Source organism: Bordetella sputigena (genome assembly GCF_965137885.1).
In the GTDB taxonomy this organism is placed as follows: domain Bacteria; phylum Pseudomonadota; class Gammaproteobacteria; order Burkholderiales; family Burkholderiaceae_B; genus Bordetella_C; species Bordetella_C sputigena.
Window position 1 is genome coordinate 83299 of sequence record NZ_CBCSCA010000016.1, and the last position, 23926, is coordinate 107224.

16 protein-coding genes and 2 pseudogenes are annotated in these 23926 nt (G+C 67.7%); 13 read left to right on the forward strand and 5 right to left on the reverse strand.

Translation table 11 applies throughout. From position 1 onward, the window contains the following. Positions 1-29 precede the first annotated feature (29 nt). Entirely contained in the window at positions 30-2912 is a 2883-nt protein-coding gene (locus ACNA0R_RS24350; protein ID WP_415828653.1) for a hypothetical protein, read from the reverse strand. A 192-nt stretch (positions 2913-3104) separates the two neighbouring features. Here ACNA0R_RS24350 and ACNA0R_RS24355 point away from each other — a divergent pair, with 192 nt between their 5' ends. Beyond that, the gene (locus ACNA0R_RS24355; protein ID WP_415828654.1) at positions 3105-4907 is read left to right on the forward strand and encodes an NEL-type E3 ubiquitin ligase domain-containing protein; all 1803 of its coding nucleotides are present in this window, start codon (positions 3105-3107) and stop codon (positions 4905-4907) included. On the opposite strand, the gene ACNA0R_RS24360 is transcribed toward ACNA0R_RS24355, so the two are convergent. Beyond that, the gene (locus tag ACNA0R_RS24360) at positions 4908-7700 is read right to left on the reverse strand and encodes a hypothetical protein (protein WP_415828655.1); all 2793 of its coding nucleotides are present in this window, start codon (positions 7698-7700) and stop codon (positions 4908-4910) included. A gap of 211 nt (positions 7701-7911) precedes the next feature. Here ACNA0R_RS24360 and ACNA0R_RS24365 point away from each other — a divergent pair, with 211 nt between their 5' ends. Continuing rightward, positions 7912-8412: a hypothetical protein gene (locus tag ACNA0R_RS24365; RefSeq protein WP_415828656.1), complete on the forward strand. Its 501-nt coding sequence runs from the start codon at positions 7912-7914 to the stop codon at positions 8410-8412. A gap of 60 nt (positions 8413-8472) precedes the next feature. On the opposite strand, the gene ACNA0R_RS24370 is transcribed toward ACNA0R_RS24365, so the two are convergent. Continuing rightward, on the reverse strand, positions 8473-9261 hold the full coding sequence (locus tag ACNA0R_RS24370) for an SDR family NAD(P)-dependent oxidoreductase (protein ID WP_415828657.1): 789 nt from the start codon (positions 9259-9261) through the stop codon (positions 8473-8475). Between the two features lie 78 nt (positions 9262-9339). Further along, on the reverse strand, positions 9340-10071 hold the full coding sequence (locus ACNA0R_RS24375) for a TetR/AcrR family transcriptional regulator (RefSeq protein ID WP_415828658.1): 732 nt from the start codon (positions 10069-10071) through the stop codon (positions 9340-9342). Between the two features lie 255 nt (positions 10072-10326). Between ACNA0R_RS24375 and ACNA0R_RS24380 the strand changes: the two genes are divergently transcribed. The 11 genes and pseudogenes from ACNA0R_RS24380 to ACNA0R_RS24430 all read left to right on the forward strand — a co-directional run bounded on the left by ACNA0R_RS24380 (position 10327) and on the right by ACNA0R_RS24430 (position 22164). Next, on the forward strand, positions 10327-11115 hold the full coding sequence (locus tag ACNA0R_RS24380; protein ID WP_415828659.1) for an alpha/beta fold hydrolase: 789 nt from the start codon (positions 10327-10329) through the stop codon (positions 11113-11115). Between the two features lie 44 nt (positions 11116-11159). Beyond that, positions 11160-12440, forward strand: coding sequence for a metal-dependent hydrolase family protein (locus ACNA0R_RS24385; protein WP_415828660.1), 1281 nt, complete (start codon positions 11160-11162; stop codon positions 12438-12440). 20 nt (positions 12441-12460) lie between these two features. Continuing rightward, positions 12461-13405: a branched-chain amino acid ABC transporter permease gene (locus ACNA0R_RS24390; RefSeq protein ID WP_415828661.1), complete on the forward strand. Its 945-nt coding sequence runs from the start codon at positions 12461-12463 to the stop codon at positions 13403-13405. Between the two features lie 51 nt (positions 13406-13456). Next, positions 13457-14716: a branched-chain amino acid ABC transporter permease gene (locus ACNA0R_RS24395; RefSeq protein WP_415828662.1), complete on the forward strand. Its 1260-nt coding sequence runs from the start codon at positions 13457-13459 to the stop codon at positions 14714-14716. Then, on the forward strand, positions 14713-16002 hold the full coding sequence (locus tag ACNA0R_RS24400) for an ABC transporter substrate-binding protein (RefSeq protein ID WP_415828663.1): 1290 nt from the start codon (positions 14713-14715) through the stop codon (positions 16000-16002). The genes ACNA0R_RS24395 and ACNA0R_RS24400 overlap by 4 nt, the downstream gene beginning before the upstream one ends. A 5-nt stretch (positions 16003-16007) precedes the next feature. Continuing rightward, the gene (locus ACNA0R_RS24405; protein ID WP_415828675.1) at positions 16008-16784 is read left to right on the forward strand and encodes an ABC transporter ATP-binding protein; all 777 of its coding nucleotides are present in this window, start codon (positions 16008-16010) and stop codon (positions 16782-16784) included. Then, positions 16774-17367: pseudogene (locus ACNA0R_RS24410) on the forward strand (ABC transporter ATP-binding protein); the annotation flags it as partial. The gene ACNA0R_RS24405 and the pseudogene ACNA0R_RS24410, both read left to right, overlap by 11 nt. 588 nt (positions 17368-17955) lie before the next feature. After that, a pseudogene (locus ACNA0R_RS24415) lies at positions 17956-19146 on the forward strand (Tm-1-like ATP-binding domain-containing protein); the annotation flags it as partial. A 61-nt stretch (positions 19147-19207) separates the two neighbouring features. Beyond that, positions 19208-20038 (forward strand): phosphoenolpyruvate hydrolase family protein, encoded by an 831-nt coding sequence (locus ACNA0R_RS24420; RefSeq protein WP_415828664.1) that lies wholly within the window; start codon positions 19208-19210, stop codon positions 20036-20038. Positions 20039-20050: 12 nt separating this feature from the next. Continuing rightward, the gene (locus tag ACNA0R_RS24425; protein ID WP_415828665.1) at positions 20051-21724 is read left to right on the forward strand and encodes a flotillin family protein; all 1674 of its coding nucleotides are present in this window, start codon (positions 20051-20053) and stop codon (positions 21722-21724) included. Continuing rightward, positions 21721-22164 carry an SRPBCC family protein gene (locus tag ACNA0R_RS24430; RefSeq protein ID WP_415828666.1) on the forward strand — a complete coding sequence of 148 codons (444 nt, stop codon included), beginning with the start codon at positions 21721-21723 and terminating at the stop codon, positions 22162-22164. The genes ACNA0R_RS24425 and ACNA0R_RS24430 overlap by 4 nt, the downstream gene beginning before the upstream one ends. 37 nt (positions 22165-22201) lie before the next feature. Here ACNA0R_RS24430 and ACNA0R_RS24435 read toward each other — a convergent pair whose 3' ends face one another. After that, positions 22202-23731: a glycosyltransferase family 39 protein gene (locus ACNA0R_RS24435; protein WP_415828667.1), complete on the reverse strand. Its 1530-nt coding sequence runs from the start codon at positions 23729-23731 to the stop codon at positions 22202-22204. Positions 23732-23926 lie beyond the last annotated feature (195 nt).

Here is a 23926-nt window from a genome sequence, read left to right on the forward strand (position 1 = left end):
ACCATGCGGCGGACGGATCGCCGCGTCCGTCAAAAGCGTTGGAAGAGGCGGTCCATCCAGTATCGAACCGGACCTGCCTGACGTGGGCGCGCGTCCGCCGCTTGCGCGCGGTGCGCTGCCTGCCCCGCTCCGGCTTCCGTTGCCTCCGCCGCGATTGCCGCCGCATGCCGCTGCCGCAATCGCGCCCGGATGGCCGTGGCATCGCGCGGCAGGGCTTCCAGGACCCGCGGCAGGATCAGCGGATGCGCGGCCAGGTCCAGACAGGCCGCATGTCCGGGCAGCCGCGGCTCGAACAACAGCCCGAGGGTTTCGCGGCGCGCCGGGGACCAGGGGCCGATGCGGGGCCCGTCCAGGATGAGCTGAGGTATTGCCTGGGCGATATGAGGAAATATCGAAGGATGCGTCAGCAGGACGCCATACGCCCGGATGGCGTCGACGGCGCCGATCCTGGATGCCTGCAGCAAGCCTAGACGGTCGCTTCGATTCGACGTTGCGCCGACATTCGGCATCAGCAGCTCCGGCAGCTGCGCCGCGATTTCCGGGATGGCGGCCACGACGTCGGCCAGCAGGGCCCCGTATGCCTTGATGACCGCGGCCTTTCCATGACGCAAGGCGTGCCACATCGGTTTGTCGCTGCCAGGATAGGCGCCCGCCAGGATAGTCAGCATGCAGTCCCGGATGCCGGGCAGGATCAGGTCATCGGTCAGCATGCGGTGCAGCGCCTCTATCGCCGGCGCGTCCCGCTTCAGGACCATTTCCATCAGGTCTGACCGATATGCTCCAGGGTCATGGAACAGGGCCGGCAACCGGGGGACGACCAGCTCCCGCAGGGCCGGCATGGTCAATAGATGGCGCAACAGCCTATGCAGCGCGCCGGCCGCCGCCGTCCCGGGCGCCTGCGCCAGGCACTTCAGGACATGGGTACCCTGGTAATCACGGAAACTGCGGGAGATGGCGTCGCCCAGCCAGCTCGGGTCCGCGTTCATGGACCACGCTTCCGTCATGAGTTCCCGCACGGCGTCGAGCGCGGCGGCGTTATCCGCGGCCAGCCACTGTTGCAGCCGGGTGCCGGACTTGGCGGGATTTTTTTCCGACAGCAATGTCCAGGGGTCGGGGTACCAGGCGCGAGCCAGCGCCTTCGCCGGGTCTCCCAGATGCATGATCGCGTCCATCCAGCGCCGGCGCTCGTTGACCGGAGCCTCGATCAGCCGGTCCATCCGCTCGCGCAGCGCTTGCACGGCCTGGTCGTACGGCAGGCGGGCGATCATGCCCATTTCCGAATACCATGCGCTGGCCAATACCCTGCCCTGCTCCCAGGCCAGCACGGCCGCGCTGGCGAAGCGGTCGCGTTCGCCGCGCGGCAGGTCTTCCCGCAGGTATTCCATATTGCGCCGCAGGTACTGGTCGGCCTGCCCCGGCTCCATCCGGCGAAGCAGCTTCAGGATTTCCTCCGCCGTCCCCAGCCAGCGCGCCCGCACCCGCATCAGGTCCGCCGGATCGTCGCTGGCCAGAAGCCGTCGCACCGCCGCGGCGGGCGGCAGCACCACGTCGCGCGCGGCGGCGCCGGGTCCGGCGTCGGCGGACCCGGCGGCCTCGCCAGGTCCGTCCACACAGGGTCCGTCCAGGCCGCGCCTATCCAGGCCAGGCCAATCCAGGCCGGACCTGTCCAGGTCGGGCCAATCCCGCAGGTCGGTGACGTCGATGACTTCCACATCATCGTGGTCGGTCCATGACGGCGCGCCGTCAGGCGCCGATGCATGCCACAGCCGCCACGACACCAGCGAACCGTAGCGGTAGCGTTCCATGTACCTGCCGTCGCGCTCAACGGGATCACCCAAAGGCACGGGGACACCGGCCAACAGGCCTTCGGCATCGATGGCCTTCAGCAGCTCCAGGGCGACCAGCGAGGGATCGTCCAGCACCTCGTAGCGCTCGCCCCCCGCATCCAGGCGCACGAAGGCATGCAGCCTCAGCTGCTCTTCCCCCAGGCCAACATCCTGCCTGATGCCTTTGACGACGGCGGCGAAAGACGCCAGGCGCGCGCCCGTACACTCGCCGGCGGCCGACGTCGCATCGTCCAGCACCGCCCCGCGGAACTGGGACAGCAGATCCTGCGCGATCGTCGATGCGATGCGGTCGGGCGTCAACGCGGCCAGGACCTGGGCGCGGCATGGGGCGAGGAATTCCGAGCCCATCCACGGTGCGAGAGGATCGCCAACCCGTGTCAGCCCCACCGCGTCCGCGACGTAGTCCCATGCGCCGTTGACGTAGTGCGCCTGATTGCCGGAGAAGTTGGCCTCCGCCCCGTACTTTTCCGACACGAGCTCCTGCAGCAGCGCCCGCGCCAGCCGGACTTTGGCCTGCCACAAGCGGCTGCGCAGCCCACCCACGGCCAGCGACAGATCGCCCTCCACCTCGATGATGTTGGCCGCCACGCCCGGCGAGCATACGCCTATCCCCAGGGACAAATTGCGGATCGCCGCCGCCTGGGCTTCCGGGCGTATGCGCGGGTCCGCCAGCATCGCGCAGATAGCGTCGAACGACCGTTTGGCGGCGCCGTCCAGGAGCTCGGCGTGAGCTTCGAAGTAGGCCTGCTCGAAACGGCGCTGATAGAACTGGTGAAAGCGGATCGCCACGAGCGCCGCATCGTCCATCTTCAGCTGTTTGCAGCGGATGGCGATGAAGTCCACGTTCTGGCGCACTTCCTTGCGGTACTGGGCGAACCGCGGACTGCCGCAGAACGCCAGGTGCGAGCCGTCGCGACGCGCCTCGTAACTGGTGCAGGGAGCGTTGGCCGGCGTCCGCGGAGCCTCGTCGGCCGGCGCGCCTGGCGGCTCCGTCGTGAAGAAGGCCGGCAGAAAGCCGTAGGCGGGCGTGCCGGCAGTCGCCGTGGTCAGTTGATGCGATGGCATGGAGTGCTCCTGAACCGAACGCGCTAAGTAACGATGCGATCGACCGGTTCCGGGCCGGCCCCGACGATTTCCGTCCGCACGAACGACACGAGGAAGAACTTTCAAGGCGGGCCTGCTACTCAACGCCCGCTCGTCAACCCCTGCCATCGTGCTGCCATCCATGCCGATGCAACCGCCCAGAAGGAGCCGGACATGAATATCCCCCCGAGCGGAATCGCATACCCCAACCTCACACCGCTGGCCGTCGCCCAGGGAGGAGCGCCACCGGCCCGCGATCAAACGCGTGTGATCTGTTTGGCGCACCTGCTGCACGCCGTGGTCACCGGTGATCCCGGCGGCCCGCAATTGCGCCTGGCGGAGGCGCACTTTCGCGACCTGCATGCGACCGACTACGGCGCCGCCGCGCTGCACCAGCTGCGCGCGGTGGCGGAAGAACATGGCTGCCATCCCGTGCTGGAGTTCGGCCCCGACGCGACGGCCATTCCCATGCTCGCCATGCCGCGAGCCGGCGTCGGCTCGCCGGCGCACGACGCCCTGCGCGCGGTGGTGGCCGTGGCTTCGCAGGCCCAGCTGCGCCTGGTGTGGCAGCAGTACTTCGGCTTGCTAAGCGGCACCGTCGCCAACGCGGCCCTGCAAGCGCAATATGGCCTGGGCATCGGCGGCATCACGGGAGCCGCGTGGCCGCCATCCATGTACCAGGATGCACAAGCGGCGCTGGCCGGCGCTTCCGCCACGCTCGACGCGCCCCTGCGCGTATTGTCGTCGTCACCGAACATCACCACCGCGGCGGTGTCGCCGGACGCCGAAGCAGGCCCGGCGGCCGCTGCCACCGATGCGGTCCCCGCGGGGCCGGTCCGCCGGCAGCGGGTGCGGCCGCGCCTGGACTCCATCCGCCATGCCCAACCGGCGGCGTCGCAGCCGCTTTCCCATGCCGCCATGCAACGCGACGGCGAGCGACGATTGCTGGGCGTTATCGTCGAACAATGGATAGGCCGCCAGGACGCCGAACTGGCCGCCCGCTGGAATGACATCGCCCTGTCCGCCGCTGTCGAACCATCGGGCTTGGTCTCATTCAAGAAATTCCTGCTCGCCCTGAAGTTCACGCACATACACAACTCGGCGGTCACGCGCGAAGAGCTTAGCCGTTGGCTGGCGCGGGCGGCGGAACCCGACCGCGCGGCGCTGCGCGCCGAAGCCTTCCGGATCTGCGATGAAGGGTCAAGCATGTGCCGCGACAACGCCTTGCTGACATGGAACCGCTTGAAAATACTGATGCTCAAGGATGACGTCCTGGCCGGACGTTATGCCGGCGAGCTGCGGATTATCTGCAAGCTGGGGCTCGATACCCTCAGGATGGACAGCCTGGAAGCCATCGCGCAGGACAAGATCATCGCCCTGCATAAAGTGAACAAACAGCGTCTCGAACAAATACAGGAGCGTATGCTGGCCAAGCCGCAGCCTGGACAGCTGCCGCAGGACAGCGTCGCGAGCGGCCTCATCCCCATCGATCCCATCGAGATCATGCTGGATTATCACGTCAGCCTGCGCAAGGAATTCAATCTGCCCCTCAGCGTGGAAGAGATGACTTTCACCACGCTGAGCGTGCTCACGCCACGCGACATAGAGCAAGCACGCGACGCCATCAAGCGCATAGAAGGCGAGTGGTTCCATGAATACCTGCTGCTGGACTTCAGTCCTTTCCTGCTGGAGGTCCGGCGGCAGATCGGCCCGGAAAAGTGCGCCGAAGTCGAAGCCGAACTCCACGCCGGCCTGGAGGGCTTCGACGAACGCCTGCTCGAGCGCCTGCGCGACATCGGCGCGTCGGACGACGAACAGGCGCGCCGCAACATGGGCGTCAGGCTGGAAAGAGAGCTGCGCTACAACACCTGGCTGCCGCATGCCAACGCGGCGCTGGAGGCGGCGGGACTGGCGCCGCTCCCACCCATGGGCGCGCCGTCGTTCGAAATGCGGCCCTGGGCGACGGATAACGCCTGACTACTTTTTTACGCGGCGGAAGGCCTCGCCCACCCGGTGGCGCAAGGCCTTGCGCGCCGGCGCTTGCGGGCCTTCCAGATCGGCGACGACGCCGCGCCCTTCCAGACGCGCGCGGATGATGATGGCGGTCCTGGGCACCGCATCCACGATATGCGGCAGGATCCGTGGATCCTTGACCAGGTTGCCGTAGGCCGGATAGCCCGGCGCCGCCATATTGAACAGGCTTTCGAGAACTTCATACCGGGCTGCCGGCCAGCGCCGATGCCGCGTCCTCGGGTCGATGGGCGGGGCGCCCAGCACCAGCTCAGGCAGAACGTTCAGGATATGCGGCAGGATGCCCGGATGCACCAGGATCTGGTGATAAGCCTCGATCACCTTCGTGGCGCCCGCCGTGGATGCATCGAGCAAGGCGTAGCATCCCGACCGGCGGCCAAGGCCGGACGCCGGGGGCGCCGGATCCGCCATCCATTTCGGCATCAACAACGGGACTATCCATCGCGCGCCGTCCGGCATGCTGGCCATATCCGCCAGCCATGCGCCGTAGGCCGCGATGAAACCGGTCTTGCCGGTGGCCAGTACATAAGACATCGGATATCCGGCGTAAGAGCCGCTGGCACACAGGATAGCGGGCAGGTCCGGCCCTATCCGCGGCAACAGTTCGCGGTCCGTCAGCAAGCCGCGGAACGCCCTGGCCGTCGGCGCCGAGCCGGTTTCCAGTACATAGAGCACGTTGCCGGGCAACAGGGTCGACAGCCGCCGGCCGAACTGCTCGCTGGCCGGCGAGGTAAACGACAGCTGCCGGAGCAGACGGCGCGCGGCCTCGATGGTGGCGGCGTCCTTGGTTACCGCGACATTGCCCTCTTCGTCCAGGCACCAGGCGCAGATACGGCCTTGCATGGTGGACACGCCCTGGCCGGAAGAGGCGGACACGCTGCCCGCGCCCCACCCTTCGGCGACGAGCTGGCACACGGATTCCAGGGCCCTTACGTGATCGCATTGCACCCAGTACGCCAGCCGCGTGCCGCGCAGGGGCTGGGTGGACTGCGTCAACAAGGTCCAGGCATCCGGGTACCACGCGCGCGCCAGGTCGCGGGCCGGCTCTTCCAGATGCATGATTTCGTCCATCCATTGTCCGCGGCTGTAGGCGGGAATGGTGTCCGCCAGATACCGCAGGTTGTCCCTGAGATACCGGACCGCCGCGCCATGATCCAGGTGCAGCACGAGCCAGAGTTCGGATTGCCAGGCGCGCGCCAGGATGCGTCCGGGTTCGCCCAGGTGCACGGCCCTGTCCAGCAACAGGTCGCGATCCTCGACCGGTAATCCCGTCAGCAGATAGGGCAGGTTATGTCCCAGATAGGCCGCGGCTTGCTCCGCGGGCAGGCGCTCCAGCAGCCCCAGCAGCGCGCGCGCCGATCCCAGCCATTCCGCCGGTATCTTCATCAGCTCGTCAGGGTGCGCGCCATGCAGCCGCGCCGGTGGCGCGTCCGGCGCCAGCTCGACCGGCGCCTGCCCATCCCCGGCGAGCCAGCCCAGTAGCGCGGACAAGTCGACAGGCTCCGCGCCGGCATGCGCATCCCATGCCGACGTCGGCGCCGCCGCCGACGTCGGCACCGCTCGCTGCAATTGCCATCCCAGCAGGGAGCCGTACATGAACACTTCGGCACGGCGTCCGTCGCCGTCCACGGAATCCGCCAGCCGCACCGGCGTATCGGCCAGCAGCCGTTCGGCGTTCATTGCCTTCAGCAGCGCCAGCGCGATCAGGGCGGGGTCATCCCGTACGCGATAGAACCGGCCGTCGTCATGGAGCTCCAGGAAAGCATCCAGGCCCAGTTGGCTGGCGGCCAGGCCCAGATCGCCGCGAATATCGTCGACCGTCTCTTCCAGCAGGCGCCATTGTCCGGCGTCGCAGGCGCCGAACGGCGCGCCGGCATCGGATACCGTGCGGCTGCGGAAAATCGACAGGCATTCCTCGGCGATCCTGGACGCGATGCGATCCGGCGCCAGCGCCGCGATCACCTGACCGCGGCAGGACGCAATGAAGGAGGCATCGTAGCCACCCGCGTCATCCGGCTGCGCGTGGCCATCGATGCGCTGCAAGCCGAAGCCGTCGGCGATCACATTCCATAGATCGTTGACGTAATGGATTTCGCACTCATCGGCGATTTCGAACGCGCCGTACAGCTCGGCGACCTGCTGCCGCAGGACGTCGCGCACGATCTGCTCCTTGACCAGCCAGAGCCGGCCGCGCAGCCCGTCCACCGATAGCGCCAGCTCGCGGTCCGCGGCGATCAGATTGGCCGTGGTCCCGGACGCGCATACCGCGACACCCAGCGACAGCTCGCGTATGGCCGCCACCTGCTGATCCGGCCGCAGCGCCGGATGCGCCAGCATCGCCCGGAAATTGTCCAGTGCGCGTTTGCCGGCGCTGTCTATCAACGGCAGCTCTTCGTCGACGTCGAAATAACTTTCCTCGAAGCGATGGCGGTAGAACGTGCGAAAGCGCTCTTCGATGGCGGCGGCATCGGGCATGTTCCGTTGCCGGCTCAGGTCGATGATGAATTCCAGGTCGTCCAGGACTTCGCGCCGGTAATCGGCGAACCGGCTGCCGCCGCAGAAGGCATGGTGCGGCCCGTCGCGGTCAGCGTCGTAGCGGGTCCCGGCATGGCCGGCGGCGGCCGTCGCGGCTTCCGAGGGCTTGCCGGCACGCGGGGCCGGCGTGTGATGCGTGAAAAAGGCCGGCAGGAAACCCTGCGCCGGCATCAGCGGCAAGGGCGCGGAAAGCGGAGATGGCATGGCGGACCTCTGCGAAGTACCGCGCTGAGTAACCCTGGCAAGCGCGGGTTCCGCCGGCCTCGTCGGCCTTGCCCGGGCATGCCGGCACGCGGCGCCAGGCATGCGCGCGCGGTCGAACGGCGGCCCGCGTGGACCGACAGGAACCTATCCCCGCACGCGGAAACGTACCTGCGTCGCCGCATCCGCGGCATACTTCCCAGGAGACCCACTTATGTCCATGAACCTCCCTCTGGTTTCATTGTCGCCCGCCACGCTGCTGGCCGGGCCGGCCAATGAAGGACGGCAACAGGACGATGGATCGAACGGCATGAGCATCGCCTTTGCCAGCCATTCGAAGCCCCTGCACGAAGCCGTCGCCAACGAAGTGCTGAAGCCGGGATGGAAAACCGGCACGACGGGACAGCTCTGCGACCGGCTGGCGCAGGCCAAGAGTATCGTGTCGACGCAATTGAAGGAATCCGCCTGGGATCAGGAGCTCAATAAGCTCAAGCTGGACATGCAGACCGCCTTGACCAAAACCTTCCTGATCACGTCGCACCAGGAGCGAACAAAGAACCACGAAGGCCTGAAAGCATCGGTGACGCATCTTGCCGATCACATGAAGGCAGGGCCGGACAAATACGTGGGTGATTTCGCGCCATTCATGCCGGACAAGGAAAGCTGCATGGCGATGTATAAGCCGGTCACCCCTGAAGACCTGATTCAAGGCTGATGCCGCCGGCCAGGCGGCGGCGGGACGGCGGGCATGCGCCTGTCGTCCCGGCGGCCTCGCTCAAATCACCGGCGCCAGACCGCCGGTCATCGGCACCACGGCACCGATCACATAGCTGGCGCGTTCACTGGCCAGGAACACCGCAACGTCGGCGATCTCTTCCGGCTCCGCGTAACGGCCCAGCGGAATGCGTCCTTCTCCCTGCCGGCGCGCTTCATCCACGCTGACACCCATCGTTCTGGCTTCGACCGCCAGGCCTTCCTGCACGCGCTCCGTGACCGTGGCGCCGGGATTGATGGCGTTGATGCGGATGCCGTACCGCGCATAATGGTAGGCCGAGCCCACCGTGGCCAGCATCAGCGCCGCATTGGCGGAGCCGCCCGCCAGATGGGTCGCGGTGGGCGTCTTGCCGCCGGAACCGATGATATTGACGATGGCGCCCTTGGCGCCGCGCGCCCGCAGCCGCCGCAGGACCTCGTCCTGTGTATGCACATAGGTGAAGAACTTCGCGTCCATGGCGGCGCGCCATTTCGCGGCATCCAGGGTTTCCGGATCATGGCGGCGCGCCGCGCCGGCGCTGTTGACGAGAATGTCGATCGGACCGAGTTCGGCCTCGATGCGCGCGACTGCCTGGGCCGCCTGGGCGGGATCGATCAGGTCGGCCGGCGCCGCGCATACGTGACCGCCCTGCCGGGCAAGCTGGGTGCGCGCCGACTCCAGCGCTTCGGCATTGCGCGCGATGATGCCCACGCGCACGCCTTCCTTGACCAATGCCTTGGCAACCGCCAGGCCGATTCCCTTGCTGCCGCCGGTCACGACGGCCGTCTTGCCATGCAAACCCAGATCCATGTGCCTGCTCCTTAGGCCGGCCCCAAGGCCGTGCGCCGATCGTACTGCGATCGCGCGCCACGGGCCAACGAGAAGTAGCTAGTCTCCCGCCGGCGATACGCTGCGGCGCGCGGCGATACCGTCCTTGCCACGCTCGCCGCGGCGCGCGGGCCGGCGCGGCGATGCCGCGGGGGCGCTGTCCTTGGCCTCCTTGAGGCTGGCCTCGATCAGCGCCTCCACCATCCAGAAGACGATGGCTTCGACTTCCTTGTTCTTGGCGCCCCAGATGTCCTTAAGGATGATATGAGGCTCGATCCCATAGATGATGGACAGGGCTTTCTGCAGGCGGTCTATCGCCTTGGCGGGCACGCGTGTACGGAAGGGCTCGACGGCGTGGGCCAGGATGCGGATGCGGTGTCCGCGCCGGTAGGGTTCTTCTTCCAGGATGCCGGCGCGCTCCAGCGCCTGATGCTCCAGGGCCAGCTGCGCGGCCGCCCGCATGTGCGGTTCGAACTCCTTGAAACGGATGAAGGTCGATTCGAACAGCTCGGTGATGCGCGCGCGTCCGTCGCTTTGCGACGAGGACCATGACCGTACCGGGCCCAGCGCCGTATCGACCATCGCCGTGATCAGGCGGCTGCGCGTCGGGAAGTATCGATAGGCGGTGGCGCGCGATACCTGCGCGCGCTTGGCGACTTCCGCCACCGTCGGGGTATGCCCTTCTTCGATCAGGCTGCTGGCGGCTTCCATCAACAGCTTCCAGGTGCGCGCGCGCGGACCCCGGGTAGGCGCCTGCGGCACGGCTGTGATTGCGTTAGGGGTATATCCCATGCTCGTGTGTCCAGATTTTTATTGACAGCTAAAAGACCGTCTTCTAGCATGAATTGGAAAACGAGACACGTATCTTAAATCGGATCGCGTGTCTCACCAGGCCATATCGCCGACTATTCCAAGAAAAAATTCCTCGTTGAGGAGACAAACCGTGACGACCGTTAGCCAGCGGGCAGCCGGACCATGTCCGGCTGACGAAATGCCCGCGTTCGCCTGTACCATCGCGCCTGCCGCGATCCTTGCGAGCGTGGCCCCATGAGTACCGAGTTCGTCAGCCGCATCGCGGTGGAGGTCGACGGCCAGGGCGATGCGGCGGTATGCATCCACGGCCTGGGGGGATCGTCCAACAACTGGACGCCCGTCATGGAAGCCCTCAACCGCTTCCGCGTCCTGCGTATCGACATGCCGGGCAGCGCGCGTTCGCACGCGGTGCAAGGGCCGCTCAGCATCGATACGCTGGCACAGGCGGTGCGCGATGTCTGCGCGCGCCTGGGCGTGACGCGTGCCCATCTGCTGGGGCATTCGCTAGGCACCATCGTCTGTTTCAAGCTGGCGACCGAAGCGCCGGAGCTGGTGCGCAGCCTGGCGCTGTTCGGCCCCCTGCTCTGTCCGCCCGACGCCGCGCGGGCCAACATACGGGCTCGCGCCCAACGCGCCCGCGATGAAGGCGTCGCCGGCATCCAGGCCATCGCCGACGCCATCGTGGCGGGGGCGACCTCGGCCGACACACGGCAGCATCAGCCGGCGGCCGTGGCGCTGGTGCGCGAAAGCGTGATGCGCCAGGATCCGGAGGGCTACGCCCGCAGCTGCGAGGCCCTGGCCGACGCGCAGCCCGCGCCGGTCGAACGCATCGCCTGCCCCACCCTGCTGGTGACCGGCGACGAAGATCCGGTCGCGCCCCCGCTTTCCGTGCGCGCCATCGGCGACCGGATCGCGCATAGCCGCGTGGTCGTCTATCCGCGCTGCGGGCACTGGACCACCTTCGAACGCCCAGGGGAATGCCTGCGTGAATTGAAAGACTTCTATTCGGCACACGCACGCTGAAGCGCGCGTGGCCGGCCGCTACAGCCAACCGCCAGGAGGCCGCCATGGCAGAGGTGCTATTCACCAACGTACGGGTGTTCGACGGAACCGGTGCGCTTCCCTATACCGGCGAAGTGCTGGTGCAGGGCAATCGCATCGCCCGCGTCTCGCGCTCCACGCGCTCGCTGCCTATCGGCGGTGTGACCGTCGTCGACGGCGCCGGCGCCTTCCTGATGCCGGGCATGACCGAGGCCCACACGCATTTTTCCTGGAACGACCAGCCCTCGCTGGACGCCATCCAGCGCATGCCGGTGGAAGAGCACGTGGTCTGGTGCATCAACGTAGCGCGCCGCTATCTGGACATGGGCTGGACGTCCTGCGTCGGCGCGGCCACCGCCAAGCCGCGGCTGGACGTGGTGACGCGCAACGCCATACGGGATGGCCAGATCGTCGGTCCACGCTATCTGGCGGCCAGCCAGGAGATTACGACCACGGGCGGCCTGGGCGATTCGACGCCGCCGCATCTGCCCTATCCGGAACTGAGCTTCGGCGCCATCGTCAACGGACCGGAAGAGATGCGCAAGATGGTGCGCCAATTCGTCAAGTATGGCGTCGACCAGCTGAAGATCAATCTTTCGGGCGAGTACATCGCCGGCCTGCCCGCCGAGATGACGCAGTTTTCGGAAGAAGAAGTGGCCATGTGCGTAACCGAGGCCAAGCGCTTCGGCAAGCGCGTGGCCGCGCATGCCAGGTCCTGCGAGTCCATCAAGCAGTGCGTGCGCCATGGCATCGACATCATCTACCACGCCAGCTTTACCGATGAAGAATCGCTGGACATGCTGGAGTCCAAGAAGGACCGGGTGTTCGTCGCGCCGGGACTGGCATGGCTGGTGAATACCTCCTATCACGCCAGCGAGTGGGGCCTGACGCCGGAGATAACCGCCAAGATGGGCTACCACCGCGAGCTGGAAGTGGCGGTGGAGTCGATGAAGAAAATGCATCGCCGCGGCATCCGCATCCTGCCCGGCGGCGACTATGGCTTTGCCTGGACTCCGCACGGGACCAATGCCACCGACCTGGAGTACTTCGTCAAATACGTGGGCATGTCGCCGCAGGACGCCTTGCTTTCCGCCACCACGCTGGGCGGCCAGATCATGATGCAGGGCGACGAGCTGGGCCAGATCCGCGACGGCTACCTGGCCGACCTGCTGCTGATCGACGGCGATCCGCTGGCCGACATCCGCATCCTGCAGGACAAGAAACGCATCCTGGCGGTGATGAAGGACGGCGAGTTCCACCGCGCGCCGCAGATCGTCAGCGCGCGCAGCACGCGCTGGGCGGCCTGACCGCGCGGATGGGGCGCGACGTGAGACGCTACGCTTCGTGGATTCTGGCCATTGCCGGCGCGGCGATCCTGCTTGGGCTGGCCGGCGCCGCCATCGCGGACAATGCGCGCCTGTTCGGCTTGTCGCTCTTGAACGGGCTGACGCTGGCCGCGCTGTATTTCCTGGTGGCCAGCGGTTTTACGCTGGTGTTCGGCCTGATGCGCAACGTCAATCTGGCGCACGGCTCGCTGTTCCTGCTGGGCGGCTATGTGGGCTATACGGTCGGCGATGCGAGCGGGTCCTGGTTCCTGGCCCTGGCGGCCGGCTTCCTGGCCACGGCGCTGGCCGGCCTGCTGCTGCAGCTGCTGGTGTTCCAGTACATGGAGGGACAGGACCTGCGGCAGACCCTGGTGACGCTGGGCCTGTCCATCGTGCTGGCCGATATCTTCCTGTGGATCTGGGGCGGCGAGGCGTATCAATTCGATCCCCCGGGCTGGCTGCTGGGGACCGTGGGCGTACCGGGCGTCGGCAAGTACTCGGGCTTCAGGCTGGTGGTGCTGCTGTCGGCCGTCGTCATCGGATTGGCGCTGTGGCTATTCCTGAATCGGACGCGCATCGGCATGATGATACGCGCCGGCGTGGACAACAAACGCATGCTCTCGGCCAGCGGCGTGAACGTGCAGAGGGTATTCGCGATCACGTTCGCGGTGGGCGCCGGGCTGGCCGGATTCGCGGGCGTCATGGGCGGCACGGCGCTGTCCATCGCGCCCGGCGAAGACGTGCGCTACCTGCTGGCGTCGCTGATCGTGGTGATTGTCGGCGGCATGGGCAGCATCACCGGCGCCGCGGTCGGGGCACTGCTGATCGGATTGGCGGAAACCTTCGGGCTGGCGTACGCGCCGACGTACGGCGTGGTCTTCACCTTTTTGATCATGGTTGCCGTGCTCGCCTTCCGCCCGCAAGGGCTAATGGGCAAGCGGGCCTGAGCGCGCGAACGGGAGCAACACGCGATGAGTGCGGCGAAATGGCGGCGCGTCATGTCACAAGGCAGCTTGGCCTATCCGGCGGCCGGCGTGGGTGGACAGCGCTCCGGCGCGGCGTCCCTGGGCGACGCGGCCGCGTCCGACCTGCGTCGGGCCGCGCCGCTCGCCGGGAGCGGCCCGACGGCATCGGCCGGCGGCGGCGCCGTGGCTGCCGCGGCCGCGCGCGGGCCATACGCGCAAGGCGCGACCGCGGCTGGCGGAAGACGCGCACGCGGACTATCGCGCCCGGCCATCACGCACCTCGCGGTCGCCGCGGCGCTGCTGCTCTACCCGCTGGCGGCCACACCCTTCTTCACCTTCCAGGTGGGCGCGCAGTCGCTCGTGCTGGGCCTTATCGCCCTATCGCTGGCCCTGCTGGCCGGCTACGGCGGGATGGTCACGCTATCGCAGATGACGGTGGCCGGCATTGCGGGCTACGCCGTCGCGCTGCTGGGCACCAACGCCGATGCGGCGCACAGCCTGGGATGGCCCTGGTGGCTGGCCGTCCTGGCGGCGCTGGCCATCGGCACACTGGCCGCAACGCTGATCGGCGTACTCGCGGTCCGCACCGAAGGCATCTACACCATCATGATCACGCTGGCCATAGGCGTGGCCTTCTTCTACCTGGTGCAGCAGAACTACACGGTGTTCAACGGCTTCCAGGGACTGGCGCGCATCCTGCCGCCGCCGCTTTACGGGGCGGACCTGCGCGGGCCGGCCGCCTTCTACTACATCAGCCTGGCGTGCGCGGCGCTGGGCTACGCGGGCGTGGCCTATATCGTCCGCGCGCCCTTCGGCATCGCGCTGCAGGGCATACGCGACAACGCGCGCCGCATGCGCGCGCTGGGCTTCGACGTCACGGCCCACCGCATCGCCGCGCACGCCCTGGCCGGCTTGATCGCCAGCGTGGGCGGCGTCCTGCTGGTCTGGTACAACTCGCAGATTTCCCCCGGCTCGGTCAACACCACATCGATGATCAATATCCTGATCATCGCCGTGCTGGGCGGCATGCGGCATCCCGCCGGCGCCTTCCTGGGCGCCCTGCTCTTCGTCCTGCTGCAGAACTTCGCCATCGATCTGGTGGACCGCGAGCGGTTCAACCTGGTGATCGGCGGCGTGTTCCTCCTGGTCTTGATGGTTTCGCCGGATGGCCTGATGGGCCTCCTGCGGCGCTTGCGCGGGCCGGCTCGCCCCGCCGTGCAGGTCGATTCGAAAGGCGCCAGCCGCGCGCCCCTACCCAGTGGCATAACGACTAGAACCAGGAGACACACATGAACCACGCGACATCCGCATCCCTCGCGCACGTATCGAAGCGGCGCGCCATGCTGGCCGCCGGCACGCTGGCGCTGGCCATCGCCGCCGCGCTGGGCGGGCATCCCGCGCGCGCGCAGGAGGTCGTCAAGATCGGCGCGCTGGCCACGCTGGAAGGCCCGTTCGCCGTGCCGGGCCAGGATGGCATGCGCGGCGTGGATCTGGCCGTCGCGCAGCACAAGGGCATGGTGGCCGGCAAGAAGATCGAGATCATCAAGGCATCGTCCAACGGCAATCCGGACACGGCCGTCAATGCGGCGCGCAAGCTGGTGGAACAGGATGGCGTGCAGATCCTGATCGGGCCGCTGTCGGGTTCGGAAGGCATCGCCGTGAAGAACTACGCCAAGACCCATCCCGAAGTGACCTTCGTCAATGGCTCGTCCGCCGCGCAGGGCACGACGCTGCAGGACCCCGCGCCGAACTTCTTCCGCTTCTCCACCGACGGCGCGCAATGGCAGGCGGGGCTGGGGACCTACGCCTTCAAGGACAAGGGCTACAAGCGCGTCGTATCCGTGGCCGAGGACTATTCCTTTCCCTACTCGCTGCTGCAGGGCTTCATGATCGAATTCTGCAAGGCCGGCGGCAAGGTGGTGGACAAGCACTGGGTGCCCCTGGGCACCAAGGACTATTCGTCCGTGATCGCGCGGCTGCCCGACAACATCGACGCGATCTACGTGGCCCTGGGCGGCTCGGACGCGGTGAACTTCTTCTCACAGTACGAGCAGGCGGGCGGCGACAAGCCCTTGATCGCCGGGTCGATTACCATCGACCAATCCGTGCTGGGCTACAAGGGCAAGCGCCGCGACGCGCTGATCGGCACGCCGTCGGCCGGTCCGATCGCCGACAACTACGACGACCCGGCCTGGAAGAAATTCGTCGCTGATTACCGGGCGGCCTACAAGGACGGCCTGCCCAGCCCCAGCCTGTTCGCGCATGCCTACTACGTCAATACCAAGGCCGTGCTGGACGCCCTGGAGCAGGACAAGGCGGATCTCTCCAACAACCAGGCCAAGCTGCGGCAGACGCTGTCGACGATGACGGTGTCCACGCCCACCGGCAACGTCAAGCTCGACCAGAATCGCAACGCGGTGGCCAATATCTTCCTGACGGAGGTGGCGAAGAACAGCGACGGTTCGCTGTACAACAAGTTCGTCAAGGTCATTCCGGACGTCAACCAGCGCCTGGGCCTGTCGCAGGCCGAGTTCGAAAAGATGGGATTGGGCTCGCGCACCAATCCGGAATGCAAGTGAACGGCATGCACGCGGCCACGGGGTTTTCTTCCGGCAACGCGCTCGAGCTGCGCGGGATTACCCGGGCGTTCGGCGCGCTCAAGGCGATCGACGGCGTGTCGTTCGATGTCGAGGCGGGCCAGCGCCATGCCGTGCTGGGCTCCAACGGCGCCGGGAAGACGACGCTGTTCAACATGATCACCGGCGACTTTCCGGTGACCGCCGGCCGCGTGCTGCTGTTCGGCGAGGACGTGACCGCGTTGCCGCCCTGGGAACGCATACGCCGCGGATTGCGCCGCACCTATCAATCGTCGCTGCTGTTCCGCGAGCTGAGCGTGCGGGACAACCTGTACCTGGCCGTGCGCGGCGTGTCGCGCGGACGCTTCAGCCTGCGGCGCACGGGCCGCGCATCGGCGTCCGATGCGGCGGCGGACGAGCTGCTGGAACATGCGCGGCTGGCGCGCCTGGCCGATACGCCGGTCGCCCTGTTGTCGCACGGCCAGCAGCGCCAGCTGGAAATCGGCATGGCGCTGGCCGGCGCGCCGCGCCTGATCCTGTTCGACGAGCCGGCGGCGGGCCTGTCGCCCGCCGAGCGGCGCGAGCTGGTGGCGCTGCTGCAGGCGCTGCCGCGCCACATCGGCTACGTCATCATCGAGCACGACCTGGAGATCGCGCTGTCGGTGGCGGCGCGGGTGACCGTCATGCACAACGGCCGCGTACTGCGGCACGGCACGCCCGCCGAGATCGAAAGCGATCCGGAGGTGCAGGCGATCTATATGGGAGAACGCCAGCATGGCCACTGACGCGTATGGTGCGAATGCAGCGGGGCTGGCCGGAACGGCCAAATCTCCGCAAGGCCCGGCTGCCGCCGGGCCTGCGCCGGGCGGGCGTACCCCCGGCCCGGCGACGACCGGCGGCGATGCGGCCGTGCTGGAGATCGCCAACCTCAACGTCTTCTACGGCAGCGCGCATGCATTGCATGACGTGTCGCTGACCCTGCCGCGCGGCGTGCTCGCGGTGGTGGGCCGCAATGGCATGGGCAAGACGACGTTGTGCAATGCCGTGACGGGACTGGTGCCGGCGCGCGGCGCGATCCGCCTGCATGGCCGCGACATCCTCGGCAAGCCGCCCCACGCCATCGCCGAAATGGGCATCGGCTATGTACCGCAGGGCCGGCACGTCTGGCCGTCGTTGACCGTGGACGAGCATTTCCGCCTGGCCGCGCGCAGCGCGCGGCGCGGCGACTGGACGGTGGATCGCGTGTATGCGACGTTTCCGCGGCTGGCGGAGCGGCGCCATAACGGTGGCGCGCAACTGTCGGGCGGCGAGCAGCAGATGCTGGCGATCGGCCGCGCCCTGCTCTTCAACCCCAGCCTGCTGGTGATGGACGAGCCGACCGAGGGCCTGGCGCCGGTCATCGTGGACCAGGTCGCCGCCATGCTCAAGACCCTGGCCGGCGAAGGCAGGATCGCGGTATTGCTGATCGAACAGAACCTGGGCGTGGCGATCGATGTCGCCGATACCGTGGCGGTATTGGTCAACGGCCAGGTGGCGCGCGTCATGCCCGCGGCGCGGCTGGCGGCGGATCGCGCCTTGCAGCAGCGGCTGCTGGGCGTGGCGTCGGGCGGTACCGACGGCGCGGACGACGGCGGCGCGGCAGGCGGCATGGGCGCGTCAGCGAACGCCGCGGCGCCGCGCGAAGGCGTGGTGGAAGTCCTGACCATCCGTCGCGAGCACGCCGACGCGGCGACGGCACTGCCGCGGGCGACGGATGGCATCAACCGCTGGCAGCCCGCCGCGCCACATGCCGCGGGCGGGCATGACGCGGGCGCGCCATCGGGCGCCGACCTGGCCCGGATGTCCGGGATGTCCGGGATGTCCGCGGCATCGGACACACCCGCCGCGGCGAGCGCCGGGTTCGGCGATCGCCCCACCCGCCCGGGTCATCTCCCGATAACGCCGCCGACCGGCGCGCTGGTCGATCGCGCCGCCTACGTGATCGGCACCTTCGACACCAAGGCGCGTGAACTCCTGCTGCTGCGCGACTGCCTGCAGCGCCTGGGACTGCGCACCGTGACGGTCGACGTATCGACCTCCGGACAGCCATCTCCCGCGTCGATACACCCGCGCGAAGTGGCGCGCCACCACCCCGGCGGCGAACAGGCGGTATTCACGGGCGATCGCGGCAGCGCCGTCTCTTCCATGGCGCAGGCGCTGGCCAGATTCCTGCCCACCCGCCGCGACCTGGGCGGCGCCATAGGCGCCGGCGGGTCCGGGGGCACGGCGCTGGTCAGCGCCGGCATGCGCGCCCTGGCGATCGGCGTCCCCAAGGTGCTGGTCTCCACCGTCGCCTCCGGCGACGTCCGCCCCTACGTAGGCCCCAGCGACATCTGCATGATGTACTCGGTCACGGACGTCTCCGGCATCCATCCCATCAGCAGCCAGGTGCTGGGCAATGCCGCGCACGCACTGGCCGGCATGGTGCTGCATCGCAGGCCCCCGCCGCCCGCCACCCGGCCGGCGGTCGGCCTGACCATGTTCGGCGTCACCACGCCGTGCGTACAGGCCGTCACCACGGCCTTGGGCGGCGATTACGACTGCATGGTTTTCCACGCCACCGGCATCGGCGGCAACTCGATGGAAAAGCTGGTCGAATCGCACCTGCTGCAAGGCGTGATCGACGTATCGACCACCGAGATCGCCGACGAAATCGTGGGCGGCGTGTTTTCCGCCGGTCCCGGCCGCCTGGACGCCATCATCGCGACCGGCATCCCCTACGTCGGCTCATGCGGCGCGCTGGACATGGTGAACTTCATGGCCATGGCGACCGTGCCGGAACGCTTCCGCTCGCGCAACCTCTACCGCCACAACGACAACGTCACGCTGATGCGCACCACGCCGGAAGAAAACCGGCGCATCGGGGCCTTCCTGGCCGACAAGCTGAACCGCATGCCGGGACCCGTGCGCTTCCTGCTGCCCGAAGGCGGGGTCTCCGCCATCGATATGCCGGGCCAGCCTTTCTGGGACCCCGACGCCGATCGCGCGCTGTTTGCCGCCATCGAGGAAGCCTTCCGCGCCTCGCCCACGCGCCAGCTGCGCCGACTGCCCTACCACATCAACGATCCGCGCTTCGCCGATGCGCTGGTGCAGGCCTTCCGCGACATCCAGGCGCCGGCCCCGGCCTTGGCGTCCGCTGTCATCCCCTTTCCAGGCCAGGAGACCGATCATGCCACGCATCGCGCGTGAAACCATACTCGAACGCCTGCGCGGCATGATCGCCCGCGGCCAGCCCATCATCGGCGCCGGCGCCGGCACGGGTCTTTCCGCGCGCTGCGAAGAAGCGGGCGGCGTGGACCTGATCGTGATCTACAACTCCGGCCGCTATCGCATGGCGGGTCGCGGCTCGCTGGCCGGCCTGATGGCCTACGGCAATGCCAATGAAGTCGTCGTGGAGATGGCGCGCGAAGTCCTGCCCGTCGTGCGCGATACCCCGGTACTGGCCGGCGTCAACGGGACGGACCCCTTCATGCTCGTCGAACCTTTCCTGCGCCAGTTGCAGGCCCTGGGCTTCTCCGGCGTGCAGAATTTTCCCACCGTGGGCCTGATCGACGGCGTGTTCCGCGCCAACCTGGAAGAGACCGGCATGAGCTACGGCATGGAGGTCGACATGATCGCGCGCGCCCATGCCCTGGACCTGCTGACCACCCCCTACGTGTTCAGCGCCGCCAACGCCGCGGATATGGCGCGCGCCGGCGCCGACGTCGTGGTCTGCCATCTGGGCCTGACCACGGGCGGCGACATCGGCGCGCGCACCGCGCTCACGCTGCGGGACTGCGTGCCGCGCATCCAGGCCTGGGCCGACGCGGCGCGCGCCGTGCGCGACGACATCATCGTGCTGTGCCATGGCGGGCCCATTTCCTCGCCCGCGGACGCCGCCTACATCTTGTCCGAATGCCCGCTCTGCCACGGTTTTTTCGGCGCGTCCAGCATGGAACGCCTGCCGGCCGAAACCGCGCTGACGGAAACCGCGCGGCAGTTCAAGCAAATCACCCGATAAAAGAGGCTCATCATGTCAGGCTCACAATTCGGCACCTTCCTGCTGATCGTGCTCGCGGTCGCGATCGTCGCCGCCATCGTCGTCGGACTGCTGCACTGGCTGTACCTGCGGGCATCCAAGGAGCGCGCCTTCGTGCGCACCGGCCTGGGCGGGCAGCGGGTGGTGCTGGACGGCGGCGCGCTGGTCCTCCCCATCGTCCACGACGTCATCCCGGTCAACATGAGCACGCTCAGGCTGGAGGTCTCGCGCGGCCGCGACAAGGCCTTGATCACCAAGGACCGCATGCGCGTCGACGTCATCGCCGAGTTCTACGTGCGGGTCCAGGCCAGCGCCCAGGCGGTAGCCGATGCGGCGCAGACGCTGGGACAACGCACCATGGCGCCGGAGCAGCTGAAGGAGTTGCTGGAAGGCAAATTCGTCGACGCCCTGCGCACGGTGGCGGCCGAACTGACCATGGAAGAACTGCACGAGCGGCGCGGCGACTACGTGCGCCGGGTGCGCGAGGCCGTGGCCGAGAACCTGACCAAGAACGGCCTGGAACTGGAAGCGGCGTCGCTCACCCAGCTGGACCAGACGTCGATGGAGTTCTTCAATCCCAGCAACGCCTTCGACGCGGAGGGCCTGACCCGCCTGACCGAACAGATCGAGCGGCGCAAGAAGCAGCGCAACGACATCGAACAGGACACCCTGATCGCGATCCGCAACAAGAACCTGGAAGCCGAGAAGCTGTCGCTGGACATCGATCGCGAGTCGGAAGGCGCGCGGCTGGCGCAGGAGCGCGATCTGGAAATCGCCCGCGCGGAACAGCGCGCCACCCTGGCGCGCGAACGGGCCGAGCGCGACCAGGAAGGCCAGCGCGCGCAGATCGCCGCCCAGCAGGCCGTGGAAGAAGCCCGCCTGCGCGCGGAACAGATCATCGAGTCCAACCGCATCAACAAGGACCGCGAGCTGCAGGCGGCGGAGATCGAACGCCGCAAGGCCGTCGAACTCGCCGAACAGCAGCGCTCCATCGCCGTGGCCATGCAATCCAAATCGCAATCCGAGGCGCAGGCCGCGGCCGACACGGCCCGTGCGCTGGCCGTCGCGGCGGAGGAAAAAATCTTCACCGCGCGCGAACTGGAAATGGCGGAGCGGCGCAAGCGCATCGAGCTGGTCGCCGCCGCGCAGGCAGCCGAGCGCGAAGCCCTGAGCGTGCGCGTGGCCGCCGAGGCCGAGCGCGCCGCCAGCGAAGACCGCGGCTACGCGATGCGCGCCCAGGCCGAAGCCGAGGCCGACGCCGACCGCATCCGCCTGGCCGCCGCGCGCATCCGCCACGAGGTGGAAGCCGAGGGCCTGCGCATGATGAACGAATCCTCCAACATCCTGACGCCCGAGGCACGCGCGTCCGCCTTGCGCATGCGCCTGCTGGAAAAGGTGGAAGGCATCATCCGGGAATCGGTCAAGCCGATGGAGAAAATCGACAGCATACGCATCATGCACGTCGACGGCCTGGGGGGCGCCGGTACGGGTGGGCACGAGCATGGCGGCAATTTCTCCGACGGCGTCGTCAATTCCGCGCTGCGCTTCCGCGCCCAGGCGCCCATCGTCGATCAACTGCTGAAAGAGATCGGGCTGGACAGCGCCGACATCAACCGCATGGCGGGCGCGGCCACGCTGACCGGCCCCGCTGGGGAGAAGAAGGCATGACGGCGATCTTCGTATCCAGCGTCATCGACGCGCCCGCCGGCGACGTCTGGGCGGCCGTGCGCGACTTCAACGGCATGCCGCAGTGGCATCCGCTGATCGTGGATTCGTCCATCGAGAACGGACTCACGGCCGACCGCATCGGCTGCGTGCGCAGCTTCCATACGCGTGACGGCGGTTTGATACGCGAGCAACTGCTGGCGCTATCCGATTACGACTACACCTTCACCTACGCCATCCTGGAAAGCCCCATGGGCGTGTCCGACTACGTCGCGACGTTGAAATTGACGCCGGTCACCGACGGCGACCGCTGCTTCGGCGAGTGGAGCGCCGAATTCACCGCGCCGCCGGAACGCGAGGCCGAACTGAAGCGCTTCGTGAGCCAGGAGGTGTTCCTGGCGGGGTTTCACGCGCTGCAGGCGCGGCTATCGCCGCGACGGTGACGCCGATCGCCCGCTTGCGCCGCTCGCCCCCATCACATCACTCCGCCGGCGGCAACACGAACAGCGCATAGTCGCGGACGGACGAATGCACGCCCCAGACCGTCTTGCTGACGGAGACCGGGATTTCCGCCGCGCCGGTGAACGATGCCGCCTTATCGCGGCACTGCCGGTCATCGGCGCGGCAGACGAACAGCACACCTTTGCTGCGTACGTCCGCTTCCTTGACCCACGGCGTGGTGGCGGGATCGAAGATGTCCCAATAATCGATGCGCGTGCGCGCATAGAACGCCACCGACCTGGCCTCTTTATCATCGCCCGCGACATAGGCCAGCGCCTGCGTGGCACGACTGCGCCACACCGCATGCGCGGCCCGCGCCAGTTCGGCGCGCGGTTCCATCGCGGATCTGTCGTGGTGGATGGCTTGCAGGTATCCGCCGCCGGCCGCCAATGCCAGCGTGAGCACCCAGTACATCGCCAGCACGGGCGCGATGCGGCGTGGATCCAGGCTGATGCCCGCGTTCGCCAGCATCGCCAGCCAGAACACCGTAATGGCGAACCATTGGGTATTGCCCCACAGCGCCGAAAAATGCGTGCGCGTGAACAGCGCCAGCGCGCATATCGCCAGGAAGGTCCCCATGGACAGCCACCACAGGTCGCGATCCAGGGAACGCCGCACATAGCCATGGAACATCAGCTTGGCCGCGCGGCCCCGCGAATGGCGCACCATCAGCAGGACGAAGGCCATGCCGGGCAGCAGATAGGCGATCTGCACCAGTGCGTACAGCACCATATCGCCCATGACGAGCGGCACGGGCCTGGCGATCTCATGCATGCGTTCGCGCGCATAGGTGAACGTGGGCATGTCGTTCTGGATAAGCCAGCGCATATGCGGCCACAGCACGATGGCGCCCGCCATCACCGCCAGCAATACCTGCGGCTGCATGAGCCGCGCGCGCCAGGCGGGCCGGCACAGGCCTGCCAGCGCCAGTCCGGCCAGCACCGCGACCGAGAAGTACTTGCCCAGCATGGCGACGCCGGCCATCGCGCCCATCGCCAGCGCGGCTTTGCGCGTCCCCGTCTGGACATAACGGACGAAGAAATATGCCGTCCACGGCCATAGCGACAGCAGCACCGTATTCGCATTGAACTTGATGGCCAGCGTTGTATAGATGGGCGATATCGCCATCGCCAGTCCGGCGACCGCGGCTTCGCGCGCCGGCAGGAAGCGGCGCGCCAACGCCACGATGCCGCATATGCCCAGTATCGCGTTCGCCATGGAAAGCGCGAAGTAGGCGACGTCGGTGTGCGGGAATACGCTGAACCAGGCGGCGGTCATCCACGCGAACAGCGGCGGATGCTTGTAGTAGCCGGGCTGCCAGGCGATGCCCCAGCTGTAGTTCTCCAGCATGTCGCCCGCCCAGTCGAGATTGGCGCGGTATAGCCACGACGCCGTCGTCCAGACGATGAGGTGAATGACGAGCAGCGCGGACAAGCGCGCCGTGCCGGTATCGGAGTCCGTATAGGAGCGCCCGCCGGGGGTATAGGTGGGAAAAAGAATCTCTGCCATGGGCCCTGTGATAGCAACGGGAATGGCGCTTTCCCATTCCGGGCTATTTAGGGCGGCGGACCGGCCTCACGTTCCCCATGCCGCGGCCGCGCAGGTGGCGGACGCGTGGAATCACGCGTCGCGCGGCGGCAAAAGTCGGCAAATCATGAGGTGGAACGTGTAAGTTCCATCAAATCGCCAACGCTACATGGCCGA